Source organism: Vreelandella lutescens, from assembly GCF_014640815.1.
GTDB lineage: Bacteria > Pseudomonadota > Gammaproteobacteria > Pseudomonadales > Halomonadaceae > Vreelandella > Vreelandella lutescens.
Window position 1 is genome coordinate 628,908 of the sequence record NZ_BMHM01000002.1, and the last position, 16,278, is coordinate 645,185.

Annotated in this window: 14 protein-coding genes; 7 read left to right on the top strand and 7 right to left on the bottom strand. The window is 57.7% G+C overall.

Translation table 11 applies throughout. The features are described 5' to 3' along the window. Nucleotides 1-52: 52 nt before the first annotated feature. From IEW65_RS07265 to IEW65_RS07280, 4 genes are read right to left on the bottom strand one after another with little or no spacing between them, the layout of a single operon-like run. The gene (locus IEW65_RS07265; protein WP_188638813.1) at nt 53-1,438 is read right to left on the bottom strand and encodes a hypothetical protein; all 1,386 of its coding nucleotides are present in this window, start codon (nt 1,436-1,438) and stop codon (nt 53-55) included. Beyond that, a complete protein-coding gene (locus IEW65_RS07270; RefSeq protein WP_188638814.1) occupies nt 1,435-1,905 on the bottom strand; it encodes a PaaI family thioesterase in 471 nt (156 codons plus the stop codon). The genes IEW65_RS07265 and IEW65_RS07270 overlap by 4 nt, the downstream gene beginning before the upstream one ends. Then, nucleotides 1,902-3,503, bottom strand: a complete 1,602-nt coding sequence (locus IEW65_RS07275; protein WP_188638815.1) for a class I adenylate-forming enzyme family protein — start codon at nt 3,501-3,503, stop codon at nt 1,902-1,904. The genes IEW65_RS07270 and IEW65_RS07275 overlap by 4 nt, the downstream gene beginning before the upstream one ends. Then, nucleotides 3,503-4,654 carry an acyl-CoA dehydrogenase family protein gene (locus tag IEW65_RS07280; RefSeq protein WP_083023559.1) on the bottom strand — a complete coding sequence of 384 codons (1,152 nt, stop codon included), beginning with the start codon at nt 4,652-4,654 and terminating at the stop codon, nt 3,503-3,505. Before IEW65_RS07280 ends, IEW65_RS07275 begins: the two co-directional genes overlap by 1 nt. Before the next feature lie 194 nt (nt 4,655-4,848). Here IEW65_RS07280 and IEW65_RS07285 point away from each other — a divergent pair, with 194 nt between their 5' ends. The 7 genes from IEW65_RS07285 (at nt 4,849) to IEW65_RS07315 (ending at nt 12,129) form a co-directional block, all read left to right on the top strand. Beyond that, complete coding sequence (locus IEW65_RS07285; RefSeq protein WP_188638816.1) at nt 4,849-6,381, top strand: 3-hydroxyacyl-CoA dehydrogenase; 1,533 nt, start codon at nt 4,849-4,851, stop codon at nt 6,379-6,381. A gap of 57 nt (nt 6,382-6,438) precedes the next feature. After that, nucleotides 6,439-7,647: a 3-oxoadipyl-CoA thiolase gene (locus IEW65_RS07290; RefSeq protein WP_188638817.1), complete on the top strand. Its 1,209-nt coding sequence runs from the start codon at nt 6,439-6,441 to the stop codon at nt 7,645-7,647. Nucleotides 7,648-7,749: 102 nt separating this feature from the next. Then, nucleotides 7,750-8,571: an IclR family transcriptional regulator gene (locus tag IEW65_RS07295; protein WP_188638818.1), complete on the top strand. Its 822-nt coding sequence runs from the start codon at nt 7,750-7,752 to the stop codon at nt 8,569-8,571. Nucleotides 8,572-8,655: 84 nt separating this feature from the next. Further along, entirely contained in the window at nt 8,656-9,768 is a 1,113-nt protein-coding gene (locus IEW65_RS07300; protein ID WP_188638819.1) for an MlaE family ABC transporter permease, read from the top strand. Next, entirely contained in the window at nt 9,765-10,583 is an 819-nt protein-coding gene (locus tag IEW65_RS07305) for an ABC transporter ATP-binding protein (protein ID WP_422822608.1), read from the top strand. The genes IEW65_RS07300 and IEW65_RS07305 overlap by 4 nt, the downstream gene beginning before the upstream one ends. Nucleotides 10,584-10,588: 5 nt before the next feature. Continuing rightward, nucleotides 10,589-11,530, top strand: a complete 942-nt coding sequence (locus IEW65_RS07310; protein WP_188638820.1) for an MlaD family protein — start codon at nt 10,589-10,591, stop codon at nt 11,528-11,530. Next, the gene (locus tag IEW65_RS07315; RefSeq protein WP_188638821.1) at nt 11,527-12,129 is read left to right on the top strand and encodes an ABC-type transport auxiliary lipoprotein family protein; all 603 of its coding nucleotides are present in this window, start codon (nt 11,527-11,529) and stop codon (nt 12,127-12,129) included. The genes IEW65_RS07310 and IEW65_RS07315 overlap by 4 nt, the downstream gene beginning before the upstream one ends. Before the next feature lie 13 nt (nt 12,130-12,142). Here the strand turns inward: IEW65_RS07315 and IEW65_RS07320 are convergent, their stop codons facing one another. Genes IEW65_RS07320 through IEW65_RS07330 form a run of 3 tightly spaced genes read right to left on the bottom strand, consistent with a single transcriptional unit; the run spans nt 12,143 to nt 16,278 of the window. Next, nucleotides 12,143-14,014, bottom strand: coding sequence for a protein kinase domain-containing protein (locus tag IEW65_RS07320; protein ID WP_188638822.1), 1,872 nt, complete (start codon nt 14,012-14,014; stop codon nt 12,143-12,145). An 18-nt stretch (nt 14,015-14,032) separates the two neighbouring features. Next, the gene (locus tag IEW65_RS07325) at nt 14,033-15,283 is read right to left on the bottom strand and encodes a 2-oxo acid dehydrogenase subunit E2 (RefSeq protein ID WP_188638823.1); all 1,251 of its coding nucleotides are present in this window, start codon (nt 15,281-15,283) and stop codon (nt 14,033-14,035) included. 17 nt (nt 15,284-15,300) lie between these two features. Next, entirely contained in the window at nt 15,301-16,278 is a 978-nt protein-coding gene (locus IEW65_RS07330) for an alpha-ketoacid dehydrogenase subunit beta (RefSeq protein WP_188638824.1), read from the bottom strand.

Sequence of the window (16,278 nt, forward strand, 5' to 3'; positions counted from 1 at the left end):
AACAATAAAAAAACGCCTGCCAAAGGTCAAGCGTTTCATTGAACCTCCAGTCTCAGAAAGGTGACCAACCAAACCATAACGCCAGCAGCGGGATCACCGCGATCAGAAAGCGCCCGTTCCAGCGGTAGCCGATTCGTGTGGCGGGTACGCCGGTAAAGCGCGAGAGGATGAGCATGGAAGCCGTCATTGGCGATGACATCAGCGCCAGCGCCCAGCCTACCATTAACGATGCCCCTATCAACGCAGGCGTTAACCCCTCAATGCCCAGCGTGGGTAACAGGCCCACCAACAGCGTTACCGTGACAATCGGGTTGACGCCTATTTGCGCGAGCCCCACCACCATCAGCATGGCCAACACCGCATTGAACGCGCCTAGCGGGCCAAGCACTGCCAATAGCGGCGCGAGCTGCTGAGTATCCACCAAGCCCACGCATACATGCCCCAAATAGCCTGCCGCCCCCAGCACCACAATCTCATTGGCACTGGGCGTCAACAGCCAAGGTAGTTGGCGATGTACCGCCGTGACTGCCGCAGGCAGCCCGCCAAAACCCAGCCGGCGACGCTGCCAAGCCAGCCATAAAAGCGCCCCGGTAGGCGCGCCCAGCAGCGCGGCAATCGGCAAACGTAACTCCAGCAGCCACGCAATGGAAAACACCAGCGCCACGATACCGATTAGCAGAACGCTAAACTGCGCCAACGGACGCAGCGAGGGGGTGACATAGGTCTTATTGGCGGGTGGGTGCGGGCCGGTGAAGTAGTCCACCGCCCAGCCCGCCATAAAAATCAGCGCGGCGGCCCCCAGAATATAGGGTGCCAGCTGTAGCCAGGTGACCTGAGGAAGGCTTGACAGCACCACGGCCACCCCGATACCCATGGGCGAAATCAGCGGGGCCAGCGAAAATCCGCGCAGCAGCGCCAGCATCATGCGCCGCTGACGGGCCTCGCGCACCCAGGCGCGCCCTTGGGCAGCACTCAGGGTATTGCTCTTTTCGATCATCGCAGCGAACAGATTCAGCACGCCAATGTTTAGAATGATGCCAAACAGCGCCGAACCCAGCGATAAAATTGGGTAGCGGCGGCTGGGGGGCTGAAGCAGCATGCTTTGCCCGCAGCGGCGCACTAAACGGGAACGATAGGCAGGTAAGCGCAGCATACTCAGCGCCACCACAAAGGTGGCAAAAAACGCAAAACGCCCACTCGCCTCAAACAGCAGCTGCCCTGGCGTGGGCGAGCGCCATAGCGCGAGCAGCGTGAGCACACCCGCGGCACACAGCAGCCCCTTGGCCATGCGGGTGAGTTGACCTTTCAGGGTCATCAAATAGAGCAGCAGCGCAACGATGCCGGCGGCTTGCCATATCACGCCGCCGCCTACTAGGTAGGTCAACGTGGCGAGGGTGGCCAACAGCAAAAAGGAAACCCGCAGACGGGCTGGGCTCACTCGCCAGGCTCCCTCAACTGCGGGTCGGGAGTACCTTGTGACGATTCGCTGCCGCTACGGCGGCGAAACGCGCCTTCGCCCATAGCCACCAGGTTGCCCTGCTCATCGACAATTTCACCGCTGGTCATGAAGGTTTTTTGCCCGCCACCGCGCAGCGTGCCCGTGGCCCGCAGCATGCCTTGCCGAGCAGGCCCCACAAAGGTGGTAGTGAGTGACAGCGTCATCCCGCGACGAATATTCCCCGGCACATCGCAGTGCAGGCCCGCTAGGCTCAGGGCGCTGTCCAGCATCGAGGCCAATACGCCGCCGTGCACATTGCCGCTACGGTTAAGGTGCTTGGGCTCAATGGTGAGCTCCACCACCGCGCGCCCCTCTTCCCACTCCACCACGTGCATGCCCAGCAATTCGTGATAGCCCATCAGCGCCTGGGGCGTAGTGGAAGCGTTCGCGCTGTCTGTTTCGCTCATAAAGCGCTCTCCTGCTGGGCCAAGTCGCGTAGCAGCCCTTTTAAAATCTTACCGCTGGCGGTGGAGGGCAGCGCATCCATTAACACAATTTGGGTCGGCCGCTTATAGGGCGCAAGCCGCTCGGCAATAAAGGCTTTGAGTTCTGCCATATCAACCTCAATACCCGGCTCACACTGCACAAATGCCACCACCTCTTCATTGCCTGCCACCTGTCGCCCAACCACTGCGGTTAAGGTGACTGCCGGATGCTCATTAATCACCGCTTCCACATCCGGCGGGTAGATATTGAAGCCCGAGCGAATAATCAGCTCTTTACTGCGGCCCACGATATAGAGCTGATCGTCGTGATCCAGCTTGGCAATATCACCCGTATTGAGCCAGCCATCTTCCGTTAAGGTGGCGCGGGTGGCGTCCGGCTGGCGGAAGTAGCCCTTCATGATATTGGGGCCACGCACCCACAGCTCGCCGATCTCATCGCCCGCTTTTTCTGACGTGCCGCTGCTGCCTAAGGGCTCTAACCGATACTCCAAAAGCGGCAGCACTCGGCCCACGGTGCTGCTCTGGTGACGGTCTTCAATGCGGGTTTGACTAATCGTTGGGCTAGCTTCGGTGAGGCCGTAGCCATTATGAAGCGTTAACCCAAAGGCGGATTCAACACGGGTTTTGGTATCGCTATCCAGCGGCGAGCCGCCTGCAGACATATAGATCAGCGCAGGCGCTTCTAACGCGCGCTGCTCACGCTTCAGGTACTCCAGGGCGCGGGCATACATGGCGGGCACGCCCTGAAGCACGGTAATGCGCTCCTCTTTGAGCGTTGTCAGCAGCTGTGCCGCGTCAAAGCGGGGCACGGTGTACAGGCACGCGCCGTTATACAGCGAGCCCATACACACCGATGAGAGGCCAAACACATGAGACATGGGCAGCACGCCATACACCCGCTGCCCTTCGCTCAGATGGCGCATACCGCCGGAAATAGAGGCGATATACAGAATACCGCGATGGGTCAGCATGACGCCTTTCGGCGTGCCGGTGGTACCTGAGGTGTAGATCATCGCTGCGACTTGATCAGCACCGCTGGCATGCACGGGCTCTGGCTCACTTTCAAACAGCGGTGAAATCGCTAGGCCGCCGAGCTGCGGATGTTGATAGCGGTCGGCCGCATGGCGCTCGGCGTGCTGGCTCGCCTCTTGGGAGGCTTCGCAGGTGTAAAACACTCGGCGAGGCAGGCAGTTGCCCTGGATTAGATCCACTTCCTGAGCGGAGAGGCGCGAATTGACAATCGCGACCCAAACATCCATTTCACTAGCGGCCAAGAGCAGTACCACCAGGGCACGGCAATTTTCACTGACCGTCATAATCCGGTCGCCGGGGCGTACGCCCAGGGCGCTCAACCAATTGCAGGCAGCGTGGATCTCTTGCCCCAGTTCGGCGTAGCTCCAGCGAACGCTGCCATCCACAAGCGCGGGGTGATCCGCTAGGCGTTTCGCGTTTTCCAGCACGCGGGTGCTCAAGCGCTCGGGGAGTTCTGCTAACAGCTCGCTTGCCAGACGGCCAAAGATCTTCTCATCTGGCGCTTGGTAAGGGACCGACAGAGCCATTAGGACGCCTCCCGCACCATGTTCCGGGCAATCACCAGCTGCTGAATTTGCGTCGTCCCTTCGTAAATGCGGAACAAACGCACATCGCGGTAGAAACGCTCAACGGCGTATTCCGACATATAGCCCGCACCGCCGTGCACCTGCACGGCGCGATCCGCGACGCGACCCACCATCTCGGCACAGAACAGCTTGCAGCAGGAGGCTAGGGTTGAGACGTTTTCGCCATCATCTTTGCGGCGTGCGGCGTCCATTACCATGGTTTTGCCTGCGTAGGCCTCGGTTTTGCTATCTGCCAGCATAGCCTGCACCAGCTGATGCTCCGCCAGCGGCGCACCAAACTGCTTACGTTCCATGGTGTAGCGCAGCGACTCTTCGACTAAACGCTCGGCTACGCCCACACACACCGCAGAAATATGCAGCCGCCCACGGTCGAGCACTTTCATGGCGGTTTTAAAGCCTTGCCCCTCTTTGCCGCCAATGATGTTTTCAGCCGGTACGCGGCAGTTATCAAAAATGATATCGCAGGTATGCGCGCCCTTCTGGCCCATCTTGTTATCCGCCGGGCCGCGAATCAGACCAGGCGTATTGCCTTCAACAATAAAGGCAGAGATACCGCCAGCGCCTTTGTTGTCTGGGTCGGTACGCGCCATCACGGTGAACAGGTCCGCTTCCGGGCCGTTGGTGATATAGCGCTTGGTGCCGTTTAACACGTAGTGGTCGCCATCGCGCACGGCGGTGGTGCGCAGGCTGGCGGCATCGGAGCCAGAGTCCGGTTCAGTTAAGCAGAACGAACTGAGAATTTCGCCGGTGGCCAAGCGCGGCACGTATTTGGCTTTCTGCTCTTCAGTGCCATCAATCAGAATGCCCTGGGCACCGATGCCGTTGTTGGTGCCGAATACCGAGCGGAACGCGGGAGACGTTTTGCCGATCTCCATAGCCACTAAGGCTTCCTCTTCCATCGTGAGCCCTAAACCGCCGTACTCCTCAGGAATGGATAGCCCAAACAGCCCCATCTCCTTCATTTCCGCCAGGATCTCGGCGGGCACTGCATCCTCTTCGGCAAGCCGTGCCTCATTGGGAATCAAACGCTCCCGGACAAAGCGGGCAATGGTATCAACCAACTGATTCAGCAGTTCGGGATCACGGATCATAACGGCTCCTGGTGGCAACGATATTTTTATGGTTGGCGTTCGCGCGGGCAGTGAGGCCTGCAACAGTTCTGCATAGCGAAACTAGCGTTCACTCTCTTGTCAGGCACTTTTGCATAGCCTAGGATGGCAGTCAATAAACGAAATACTATTTTGCAATGCAGAACAACAAACCCTTGCAGCGAGGATTTTGACCTATGTCCAACGACGCAGTCGCCCATTCGTTCTACACTCTTGGCATTGTCGGCACCGGGGCCATGGGTAGAGGGATTGCTCAGCTCGCCGCGCAGGCAGGCCTGAACGTCATGCTATTTGATGTTAAAGAAGGCGCGGTGGCGGAAGCGACTGCCTTTATTCATGGGTTATGGCAGCGCAGCGCCGACAAACAGCGGATTACCCAAGCCCAAGCCGAGCAGTACGGCGAACGATTGATTGAAGCCCGCGACCTCGCCGACCTCGCCACATGCGATATCGTTGTTGAAGCGATTATCGAGAAGCTGGAAGCCAAACAGGGGCTGTTTAGCGATTTAGAGGGCATTGTTCGCCAGGATGCCGTGCTCGCCACCAACACCTCTTCGCTGTCTGTTACCGCGATTGCTGCCTCCTGCCAGCACCCAGAGCGCGTGATTGGCTTTCACTTTTTCAATCCCGTGCCGCTGATGAAAATTGTGGAAGTGATTCCAGGGTTACGTACCGCTAACGATGTCACCCAGCGGGTTAATGCCCTGGGCACGGCCATGGGCCACTTTACCGCCCAGGCCACCGACACCCCTGGCTTTCTGGTCAATCACGCCGGGCGCGCTTTTGGCACCGAAGCACTGCGCGTTCTGAGTGAGAGCGTGACCGACCCCGCCACCATTGACCGCATTATGGTGGATCAAGGTGGTTTTAAAATGGGGCCGTTTACCCTGCTGGACCTGACCGGCCTGGATGTTTCCCATGCGGTGATGGAATCGGTATACCACCAGTATTATGAAGAGCCGCGCTTTCGCCCTTCACCGCTCACCCGCCAGCGGCTCTCAGCAGGCCTGCTGGGGCGCAAAACCGGTGAAGGCTTTTATCGCTACGTGGATGGCCAGCAGCAGATGCCGGAAGAGCCCGCCATTGCGTCAGCCTCGCCTTGCCCCGTGTGGATCAGCCAAGACGACCCAGGTAGCGCCGCCAAGCTTGCCGAACTGGTCACCACGGCGGGCTGGCCACTAGAAAGTGCGGACCAGCCCTCCTCAGAGGCGCTGTGCCTGCTGACACCGCTGGGCGAAGACACCACGCAGTGCGCCCTGCGCCAAGGCTTGAATGCCGAGCAGTGCGTCGCGGTGGATATGCTGGCGGGGCTGGATAAGCGCCGCAGCCTGATGGCCTCCCCCATTACCCGCCCCGAACTAGTCAATGCCGCCGCCAACCTGCTGAATGCTGACGGCACACCGGTCAGCACCCTACAAGACAGCACCGGCTTTGTACTGCAGCGCGTGGTGGCCTGCATCGTCAACGTTGGGGCAGATATCGCACAGCAAGGCGTCGCTGCACCCGCCACTATTGATCGTGCGGTGGAACTTGGCCTGGGCTACCCATTTGGCCCGCTGCGCATGGGCGACCATTATGGCGCTTCGCGCATCCTGACCATTTTGAACAACCTATTAGCCGCCACCGGTGACCCCCGCTATCGCCCTAGCCCTTGGCTGCGCCGTCGCGCTGCGCTGGGTATGCCCCTCACTGACGGGCCAACGGGCTGACACACCTCAGTTTCAACTACGGCTCAAGTAAGGCTAAGACAAATAAGGAGAATAACCATGCAAGACGCCTACATTTACGACGGATTACGCACCCCTTTTGGTCGCCATGGCGGCAGCCTAGCGGCCATTCGCCCAGATGAGCTGCTGGGCCTAACGCTCAAAGCACTGGTGGCGCGTAATCCGTTTGCCCCAGAAAGCTACGAAGAAGTGTTGGCGGGTTGTACTAACCAAGCGGGGGAAGATTCCCGCAACGTGGCCCGTCACGGTGCGCTGCTGGCGGGCCTGCCGATTGAGGTGGCAGGCCAAACCGTCAACCGCCTGTGCGGTAGTGGCTTAGCCGCCATGATGGATGCCGCCCGTGCCGCTCGCTTAGGCGAAGGTGAGCTATTTTTAGCTGGCGGTGTGGAGTCCATGTCCCGCGCGCCTTACGTGCTAGGCAAAGCCGATTCCCCCTACGCTCGCAATCAGCCGATGTTTGATACCGTGATTGGCTCTCGCTTCCCCAACCCGTGGATTGCCAAAGAGTACGGCAGCCACAGCATGCCGGAAACTGCCGATAACATTGCCCACGACCTAAACATCGGCCGCGAGGCCAGCGACGCCTTTGCCGCCCGCTCCCAAGCGCGCTATGCCAAGGCGCTGGCAAACGGCTTTTATGAAGGTGAAATGTTTGGGGTGGAAGTGCCTCAAGGGCGCAAACAGCCGCCGCTGTTGGTAGATAAAGACGAGCACCCCCGGGCTGAAAGCACCGAGGAGAAGCTGGCTAAACTCGGCGCGCTGTTTGAAGGCGGTGTCGTGACCGCAGGCAACGCTTCTGGTTTAAACGACGGGGCTGCCGCGCTGATTGTCGGCACGCGTGCAGCAGGCGAGCGGGCTGGGCTTGCTCCGCGGGCGCGTATTGTTGCCAGCGCCGTGGCGGGCGTTGCTCCCCGCGTTATGGGCCTTGGGCCGGTGCCCGCCTCGCAAAAAGCGCTGGCTCGGGCCGGCCTTTCGCTTGAGCAGATGGACGTCATTGAAATCAACGAAGCCTTTGCGGTGCAGGTGTTGGGCTGCGTTCAACAGTTGGGGCTTTCCGCCGACGACCCGCGCTTAAACGCTAACGGTGGTGCCATTGCCATTGGCCACCCGCTGGGTGCATCGGGCGCACGTTTGGCGCTCACTGCGCTACGTCAGCTAGAAGCCACCGGCGGGCGCTATGCACTGGTCACCATGTGCATTGGCGTTGGCCAGGGTATTGCGACCATTATTGAGCGCCTGGACAGCTAACCACGCGCCAAGCGTTGACTAAGCTTGGTCATCGCGCTTTGCAACGCCCCAGCGCAGGTATGCGATACTTGCCACTCAATGATTGATTAGCCGAGACGCTTGATGGAACCCACTGACGCCGCTGCTGAAGAGCCGCAATCACCTGAAAAAGATCGCAACTTTGTCACCGCGCTTGCGCGGGGGTTAGAACTGCTCCGCGCTTTTGGAACAGGGGAAGAGTACCTGGGCAATGCAGAGCTCTCTAACCGCACCCACATCCCCCGCCCCACGGTGTCCCGGTTAACCTATACGCTGACCCAGTTAGGCTACCTGCAGCACAACCGTCACTTGGAGAAGTACCGCCTCGGGCCGGGTGTGCTGGCGTTGGGTTACCGCTTTCTAGCTAATATGGGGATTCGCGAGGTTGCACGCCCTCATCTGCAGCACTTTGCCGATGCCACCGACTGTAACGTCAGCCTGGGCAGCGCGGATCGCAGCGACATGGTGTACCTAGAAACCTGCCATGGCCACGGCCCGCTGATTATTCGCTTAGATGTTGGCTCGCGGCTGCCCATCGCCACCTCAGCCATTGGCCGGGCGTGGCTATGCGGCTTATCTGGCGAGCGGCGCCATCAGGTGATGCAAGAACTTGCTGACTTTCATGGCAACGACTGGCCGCGCCTTCATGCCGGTATTGAGCAGAGCCTGCGCGACTACGCCGAGTATGGCTTTTGCCTATCCGAACAGGATTGGCAGCGGGATATCAGCGCCGTGGCCATGCCGCTCATTTTAGAAGACGGTGCCGAAGTCATGGCCATCAACTGCGGGGGTTCCAGCCTGCGCTTGGATCACGACCGCCTGGTCAATAATCTAGGCCCACGCCTGAAAGAAGTCGCGGCAAAAATTAAGCAGGAATTAGCGCCCAAATATCGTGCATCGCGTTAAGTTGCTGTAACGGCGCTTTCACTAACGCCCGTTTGACTGCATCATAGTCTCTCACGCCGAGGTAAAGGCATAGGGAGAGCAGGGATGCCTAACAAGTGGATCACTCAACGTAATGAGAGTGTCTCGCTGCATGGTGAATGGACGCTGCGCCACTATGTAGCGCTTAAGCGCGAAGTACAACAGCAGGGCACGCTTAGCGGCACATCGGTGGCGCTGCCAGGATTTGATGGGCTGGATACCGCGGGCGCAGCGCTGATTGTCGAGCTGATTGGCGTTGATAAAGCCAAACAGGTTGGCGATTGGGCCAATGACCTGCCTCGCGCTCAACAAGCGCTGCTGGTTCGCATTGCCGAAGCTATGGACAGCCCGCTGGAAAGTGATCAACCACGCGCCAACCGTGTCATCTCGGCATTAGCCACGGTGGGCCAACAGATGTCGGCGTTGTGGTCTCAGCAGCGCCAGCTCTTGGCGTTTATTGGGCTTGTACTGGCAACGTTTGTCTCCCTTCTGCTCCACCCTACTCGCTGGCGTATCACCGCTACCGTCGCGCATATCCAGCAGAGCGGCTTAAACGCGGTCCCCATTGTGGCGCTGTTGACGTTTATGGTAGGTGCCGTGGTCGCGTTCTTAGGTGCCACAGTGCTCCAAGACTTCGGTGCAACGGTTTACACCATTGATCTCGTGGCATTTTCATTTTTACGGGAATTTGGCGTATTGCTGGCGGCTATTTTATTAGCAGGCCGTACCGCCAGCGCTTTTACCGCTCAACTAGGCGCAATGAAATCCAACGAAGAGATTGATGCGCTCAAAACCCAGGGACTAGATCCCATTGAGCTACTGGTACTGCCACGGGTGATGGCCATGCTCATTAGTCTCCCTCTGCTGGCCTTTGTAGGTATGTTGAGCGGCCTAGTGGGCGGCGCGGTGGTGGCTACCCTATCGCTGGATATTTCGATTAGCCAGTTTATGACCACATTGCAGAAAGATGTGTCGGTCACTCACTTCTTGGTCGGTTTGAGCAAAGCGCCGGTGTTTGCCTTTGTAATTGCGGTCATTGGCTGCCTGGAAGGATTTAAAGTCAGCGGAAGCGCTCAGTCGGTGGGCGCTCACACCACATCAAGCGTCGTACAGTCCATCTTTATGGTCATTCTGATAGATGCCCTAGCGGCGCTATTTTTTATGGAGATGGGCTGGTGACAGAGACAAACACTTCACCAACAGATTCCAGCCCCCAAGCGGTTATACATGTACAGGGGCTCGTTAATCGCTTTGGCGACAATGTCGTTCATGAGGGGCTGGACTTAACCCTTTACCGAGGAGAAATCCTTGGCGTGGTGGGTGGTTCAGGAACCGGCAAATCGGTGCTACTACGGAGCATTGTGGGCTTAAAACGGCCCAACGACGGCACGGTGGATGTGCTCGGTCAGCGACTCAATGAGCTTAGTGAAGCACAGCGTAGCCAGGTAGAGCGACGCTTTGGGGTGCTGTTTCAGCGTGGGGCGCTGTTCAGCTCGCTCAACTTGCAGGAAAATGTAGCCCTGCCGCTCATTGAGCACGCAAAACTCCCCCGGGAAGAGGCCGAGTACCTAGCGCGGATTAAACTCTCTCTGGTCGGCCTGCCACCGCATGCCGCGCGCCAGTTTCCAGAGTCGCTGTCAGGCGGCATGGTGAAACGCGCAGCACTGGCCAGGGCACTGGCCCTAGACCCGGATATTTTGTTTCTCGATGAGCCTACCGCAGGACTCGACCCCATCGGTGCCGCCGCATTTGACCAACTGCTGGTCACGCTAAGAGATGCCCTGGGGTTCAGCGTATTTTTGGTGACCCACGATCTCGACACTCTCTACGCAGCCTGCGACCGAGTCGCTGTGCTGTCGCAAAAACGTGTCCTCGTAGTGGATACCCTTGAGAACGTCGCCAAAACCGACGATGAGTGGATCCAGGATTACTTTAATGGCCCCCGTGGACGCGCCGCCCAGCGCTCTGCCGGCTTAACATCTCCCCAGGAGTGACGCACATGGAAACCCGCGCGCACCATATTTTGATTGGCCTGTTTACCGTATTGACGGCGGCGGGTGCCCTGCTGTTTGCGCTCTGGATGAGCTACGCCGCAGGCGAGCGTGATTATCAGCCTTATCGGATTTTGTTCGAGCGCAGCGTCAGCGGCCTCTCGGTAGGGAGCAAGGTGCAATACAACGGCATTGAAGTGGGTGATGTCACCGAGCTTTCTCTCAATCCTGACGACCCACGCCAGGTGATCACTCGCATCCGCGTGTATGAAGACACTCCGATCAAAGTCGATACCCGCGCAAAGCTAGCCTTTGCCAGCATTACCGGCAGCATGTCGGTGCAGCTCTACGGCGGCACCCCAGAAAGCCAACGCCTGCTAGCGCAAAACAGCGACGATACGCCGTTCATTCAAGCCGACCCGTCGCCTATTGCCACGCTGTTTGACGAAGGCGAAGAGATGGTCGAAAACCTCAACGCGATTTTGCAGAGTGTGAACGAGCTTTTTGATGACAATAATCGTGAGCAGGCAGGCAACATCCTGACCAATATTGCCAAAATTACCGAGATGATTGCTTCTCAACAGTCTGCCCTGGATGAAAACATGGCGCTCTTTGGCGATGTGTCACGCCAAGCCACCACCACGCTTGAGAGCATCGAATCACTCAGCCTGGAGGCGAACCGCCTGCTGAGCCAAGAAGGTCAGCAGGTGATGCGCAGCGCCGAAAGTGCCAGCCGCGATGTCGCCAGCGCTGCCCAGCGCATAGAGCAACTGGTGAATGATAACGCAGGAGCTGTTGAAGGCACGTTAAACAGTACCCGAGACATTGCCCCGGCGCTTGCCGCGTTGCGTTCAACACTCACGACACTCGATCGCATCACCCGCCAGCTTGAAGAGAGCCCAACTGACTTTTTCCTGGGCCGCGACCAAGTAGAGGAGTTCCGCCCATGAAAACCCCCGCATTACGTCTCAGTCTGCTTCTAAGCGCTCTACTAACGCTGACGGGCTGCTCTATTTTACCGGAAAAGGCACCTTCAACCCTTTACCGCTTACCTGCGGCCAACGTCACGAACCATACCAGCACAGCCACGCTACCCACGCGACTGGGTATTGCAACGCCAGAAGCGGGCCATCTGCTGAGCAGTAACCGTATCGTGGTATTTCCCGATGGCAATGTGGTGAACGTGTATGAAGGCGCTCGCTGGCATGAGGATGCGCCGGATATGCTTCAAGCTCAGCTTATTAGCGGCCTACAACAGCGCCAGCTGTTCGCTAATGTAGGCAGCGACCGCCTGCCTCATGACTTGCAGCTATTAAGCGAGTTACGCCACTTCCAAAGCGAGTACGACACCACCCCCCCCAGCATCAATCTGCAGCTAGATGTCCAATTAGTGGGGAATGACCAACAGCCCGTGGCATCCACCAGCTTTGCTATTCGTGAGCGCGCTGCCAGTACAGAAATACCCGATGTAGTGAACGCTTTTGGTCGTGCGGCCGACCAGTTAACCGAGCAGCTGGCACGCTGGTTAGCCACCCAGGTGGCTGATTGAGGCTGGCGCGCCCCTAGCGCTGCGGTGAAGGCAAGGTGCTTTTCCTGAGATACTCTTTTGGATCTTTGGGATAAAAATGCGCCGGCTGACGCTCTAAGTGAGTAAAAAAGCGCGTGTCTTTATAGGGCATCTTCATAAATCCTGACACGCCCAGCCCCTCAATTTGGCTGACAGCGGCGAGCATTTGGTCTAGCAGACTACGAAACTCTGGCTCTCGGCCCCCATCAAGCAGCCGATAGTAGCTATGAATTTTAAGGTGTTTGGGCAGCGCTTCAAAAATGATCATACCGGTATGGTGGATCTCGTTAAGCCGCGTTAGTAGCTGCATAATCGTATCAGGCAGTACCAACAGCTCCTCTGGGTCTGGACCATCCTCAAAGTAGCTATGCTGCCGAGTGCGATCCTCCATTTCCGGCACGGCGCTTACTTCGTAGTTAATCGCCATCTCTGGCTGGCAGTGAAACGCCTCCTCAGGGCTTGTGCGCTCTAAGTGCAGCGTCTGCCGGGCATTGAACAGACAGCTTTTAAATACCCCCTGGCGATGAATGGCCCGCGCCAGGTGCACCATATTATTCACGGCTTCGATAAACGCGGGTTTTAGCGCCGGGTCATGCAGGTTGAGTGACGAATCGATATAGACCCCCTCTCGCTCCCAGCGCACCGCTAAACCGCCCACTACGGGGTACTTGCCTAGCCGACTCACCGAGGCCAAAAAGGCTTTTTCGGTTTCTCCCATACCTTGCATAAACTGTTTGTAGTAGCGATCAAGCTGCACATCGTTGACGTCGTTTAACGTCTCTTCAGCGCTTGCCTCCCGCAAGAATGCCTTGCGCGAGCTGTACACCACGGTATCGATCTCTTGACTGGACGGCCGGCGTGGTCCTTTTCCCCAAACCGGCACTAACGGCCTTTGTGGTAGCGAAGGTAAGTCGACCATCACGACCTTCGCCATACGCGGCATCTCACGGATAAAGTGATCCCCTGCCTTGCGTCGCATCAATGGGTCTGGGTCTAGCAGGCCATCCAGAGTTCGGGCGAACTCTATGGGCAGACCTAGGGAGCTTGCCGGTATGGCTCGATGACCAAAACGACAGGACTGTGCAGAGGCCAATGCATACAACGTTCCCGCCACCCCTTGCTCATCAAACCGAGGTGATGAGAGCGCCCCGTTGAGCTGTTCGTCACCGATGAAGTAGACATCGCCCAGCCGCGCATTGGTTTGCTGGAGATTGTCGGACATCAGCTCCATTACGTTAGCCCCCACAAACTGCAGCGTTTGATCCAACTGAGCAAACACCGAAGAGCCCCAATCAATTAGCGCAATGGATTCGCTGACGGCGTCGAAGACCAGATTGGAAGGTTTGATATCGCCATGAACCACCGGTCGCGCATGAGGACCTGCTTCACGACGTAGGGCCAATAAAATATCTGCCAACTGAGCAGCAATACGCACTATCAATCGGGGCGAGAGACGCCCCTGCTTCAGTGAGACTTGTTCTAGATTCCACCCTGGAGCACGCTCCATGACCAGAATCGACTGGCCACGGGCACGCTGATACGTAATCAGTTTTGGAATTCTCGGATGAGACACCTGATCCAACATAAACGCCTCCTCTTCGAGGCGCTCTTGTAAGTGGGTGGGCAGCGTGATCCGAGAAAACTTGAAAACATAGTGCGCCATGGCCCCTTGCTGCCAGGCGCTACCTGCAAAAACAAACCCGTAGGCCCCCTTACCAATCAGCTCGATATCTGAGTAACCCAACTGGGCAAGCTGTGATTGGCACAGCGCTACCCAGTCTTTTAGCTTTCGGGCATCGTGATGGCTTAGCAGGTAAACCGACTGCTCTTCGGGTATGTAAAACTGCTGCAGCGGTGCCTGGCTCATAGCAAGGTGCCTACACAATTAAGCCAAATGAAGCAGCATGTTTTCCGGCGCTTCTAGAAAACCTTTCCAGGCGTTGCAGAAGCGTGCAATGGTGCCGCCATCAATAAAGCGATGGTCGCCTGCCCAGGTGACCGTCAAAATAGCCCGGCGCTGCACAGCCCCGTGCTCATCAAAGCGCGGCAGCCACTGGGTTTTGCCAATGGCCACAATGGCGGCTTCTGGCGCGTTAATAATCGGCGCGGCGTAGGTGCCCCCAAGGGCACCTATGTTGGAGATGCTGATGGTGCCACCCTTTAAATCCGCCTGATCCACGCGCCCTTCCCGTGCCGCCTTGGTTAACCTGCCGACCTCTTTGGCAATCTCAAACAGCGTTAAGCCCTCGACACCCTTCACGTTAGGGACCAAAAGCCCCGCTTTGCTATCCACCGCCATGCCGATATTGCACTGGTCGTAGTAGCTCAGCTCGTTGGCTTCGCTGTTTAACTGCGCATTGATGATCGGCGTCTCCGCCACGGCCAGCGCCATCGCTTTCATAAAGAACGGCATCAGCGTGAGCCGTTCGCCCTTCGCCTCTACCTGAGGCTTGAGCCGCTCGCGCAGCGCTAACAGCTCCGTCACATCAATCTCTTCACCGTAGTGAAAATGGGGAATGGAGCTGGCAGCTTCTACCATACGCTTGGCCATTACCGCCCGCACGCCTCGTAGCGGCTCTACTTTTGAGGGTGCTAAGCCTGTGCTTGAAGGCACCGAAACGCTGGCCGTTTGGGTAGATACCGCTGGCGCGTTGAGGTGTGCTAGCACGTCTTCTTTCAGCACTCGACCATCTTTACCACTGCCTGAAATTTCCGACAGGGCTAGGCTGTGCTCGCGTACTAAGCGCCGTACCGCAGGGCTAGCGGGCACTTTGCTTGAAGCAATAGAGGTAACGGCTTGGCTTGTAGGCGGCTGGCTATCTTCATCAGCGGCCACCCCGTGGCTACTGGGCGGCGCTGAAGGTACCTGCTCGGTAGCGGTAGTGTCGCTGTTCGACTGACCGGCGGTTTGGTATGCATAAAGCGGCGCATGCACCTTGGCGATCTTTCCCTGGGGCACATACAGTTTGGTCACCGTACCGGCTTCAGGGGCGGTGATTTCCACCAGCGCCTTGTCGGTCATCACTTCGACAATCGGCTGATCCTCTTCGATGGTGTCGCCCTCGGCCACGCGCCACTCCACCACTTCACACTCAACAATGCCTTCGCCGATATCCGGCAGTAAAAAATCACTCATGGCTGTTCTCCCTGGCGCTAAAAGTTCACGCTTTCGCGAATCGCTTCAAAAATTTTCAGGTGGTCGGGCAAGTACTCCTTCTCCAGCACAAGCGGGAAAGGCGTATCTAGCCCGGTCACCCGAGTAATCGGCGATTCCAGATAGAGAAAACAGCGCTCCTGTATCGTTGCAGCAATTTCACCGGCAAAACCGCCGGTAAGCGGCGCTTCATGGCTAACAATCATACGGCCGGTTTTAAATACCGACTCTGCCACGGTATCCACATCCCAAGGAAGCAGCGAGCGCAGGTCGATGACCTCGCAGGCAATGCCCTGCTCTTCGGCAAGCTCGGCGGCTTTGCTGATCACCTCCATCTGCGCCCCCCAGCCCACCAGGGTAATATCGGTGCCCTCTTTGATTACCTCTGCCTCACCAATCGGGAGCTGGTAATCCTCTTCAGGCACTTCCCCTACCGCCGCACGATAAAGTCGTTTTGGCTCTAAAAACAGCACGGGATCAGGGTCACGAATCGCCGCTAGCAGCAGCCCTTTGGCTTGATAGGGGTTGCGTGGCACCACCACTTTTAAACCAGGTGTATGGGTAAAGTAGGCTTCAGGAGACTGTGAGTGATAAAGCCCACCCGAAATGCCGCCGCCATAAGGGGTGCGAATGGTGAGCCCACCCACGTTGAAAAGATCCCCCGAGCGGTAGCGGAATTTGGCGGTTTCGTTAACAATTTGATCAAACGCAGGGAAGATGTAATCCGCAAACTGAATTTCAGCGACAGCCACTGAGCCCTGGGCGGCTAAACCGTTAGCAAAGCCAATAATGCCCTGCTCAACCAGCGGCGTATTGAAGCAGCGCGCTTTTCCGTACTTTTCTTGTAGATGACTGGTGGCACGGAAAACCCCGCCAAAAATACCGACGTCTTCACCAAAACAGATGACTTTTTCATCTTCCGCCATGGCGATATCCAGCGCGTTATTAATCGCCTGGAGCATGTTCATTGTTGCCAT

Excerpts from the sequence above, each read along its gene's own strand:
- IEW65_RS07270 (WP_188638814.1), bottom strand. The coding sequence starts at position 1,905 with ATGAGCGAAACAGACAGCGCGAACGCTTCCACTACGCCCCAGGCGCTG.
- IEW65_RS07275 (WP_188638815.1), bottom strand. The coding sequence starts at position 3,503 with ATGGCTCTGTCGGTCCCTTACCAAGCGCCAGATGAGAAGATCTTTGGC.
- IEW65_RS07280 (WP_083023559.1), bottom strand. The coding sequence starts at position 4,654 with ATGATCCGTGATCCCGAACTGCTGAATCAGTTGGTTGATACCATTGCC.
- IEW65_RS07285 (WP_188638816.1), top strand. The coding sequence starts at position 4,849 with ATGTCCAACGACGCAGTCGCCCATTCGTTCTACACTCTTGGCATTGTC.
- IEW65_RS07290 (WP_188638817.1), top strand. The coding sequence starts at position 6,439 with ATGCAAGACGCCTACATTTACGACGGATTACGCACCCCTTTTGGTCGC.
- IEW65_RS07295 (WP_188638818.1), top strand. The coding sequence starts at position 7,750 with ATGGAACCCACTGACGCCGCTGCTGAAGAGCCGCAATCACCTGAAAAA.
- IEW65_RS07300 (WP_188638819.1), top strand. The coding sequence starts at position 8,656 with ATGCCTAACAAGTGGATCACTCAACGTAATGAGAGTGTCTCGCTGCAT.
- IEW65_RS07310 (WP_188638820.1), top strand. The coding sequence starts at position 10,589 with ATGGAAACCCGCGCGCACCATATTTTGATTGGCCTGTTTACCGTATTG.
- IEW65_RS07315 (WP_188638821.1), top strand. The coding sequence starts at position 11,527 with ATGAAAACCCCCGCATTACGTCTCAGTCTGCTTCTAAGCGCTCTACTA.
- IEW65_RS07320 (WP_188638822.1), bottom strand. The coding sequence starts at position 14,014 with ATGAGCCAGGCACCGCTGCAGCAGTTTTACATACCCGAAGAGCAGTCG.
- IEW65_RS07325 (WP_188638823.1), bottom strand. The coding sequence starts at position 15,283 with ATGAGTGATTTTTTACTGCCGGATATCGGCGAAGGCATTGTTGAGTGT.
- IEW65_RS07330 (WP_188638824.1), bottom strand. The coding sequence starts at position 16,278 with ATGGCAACAATGAACATGCTCCAGGCGATTAATAACGCGCTGGATATC.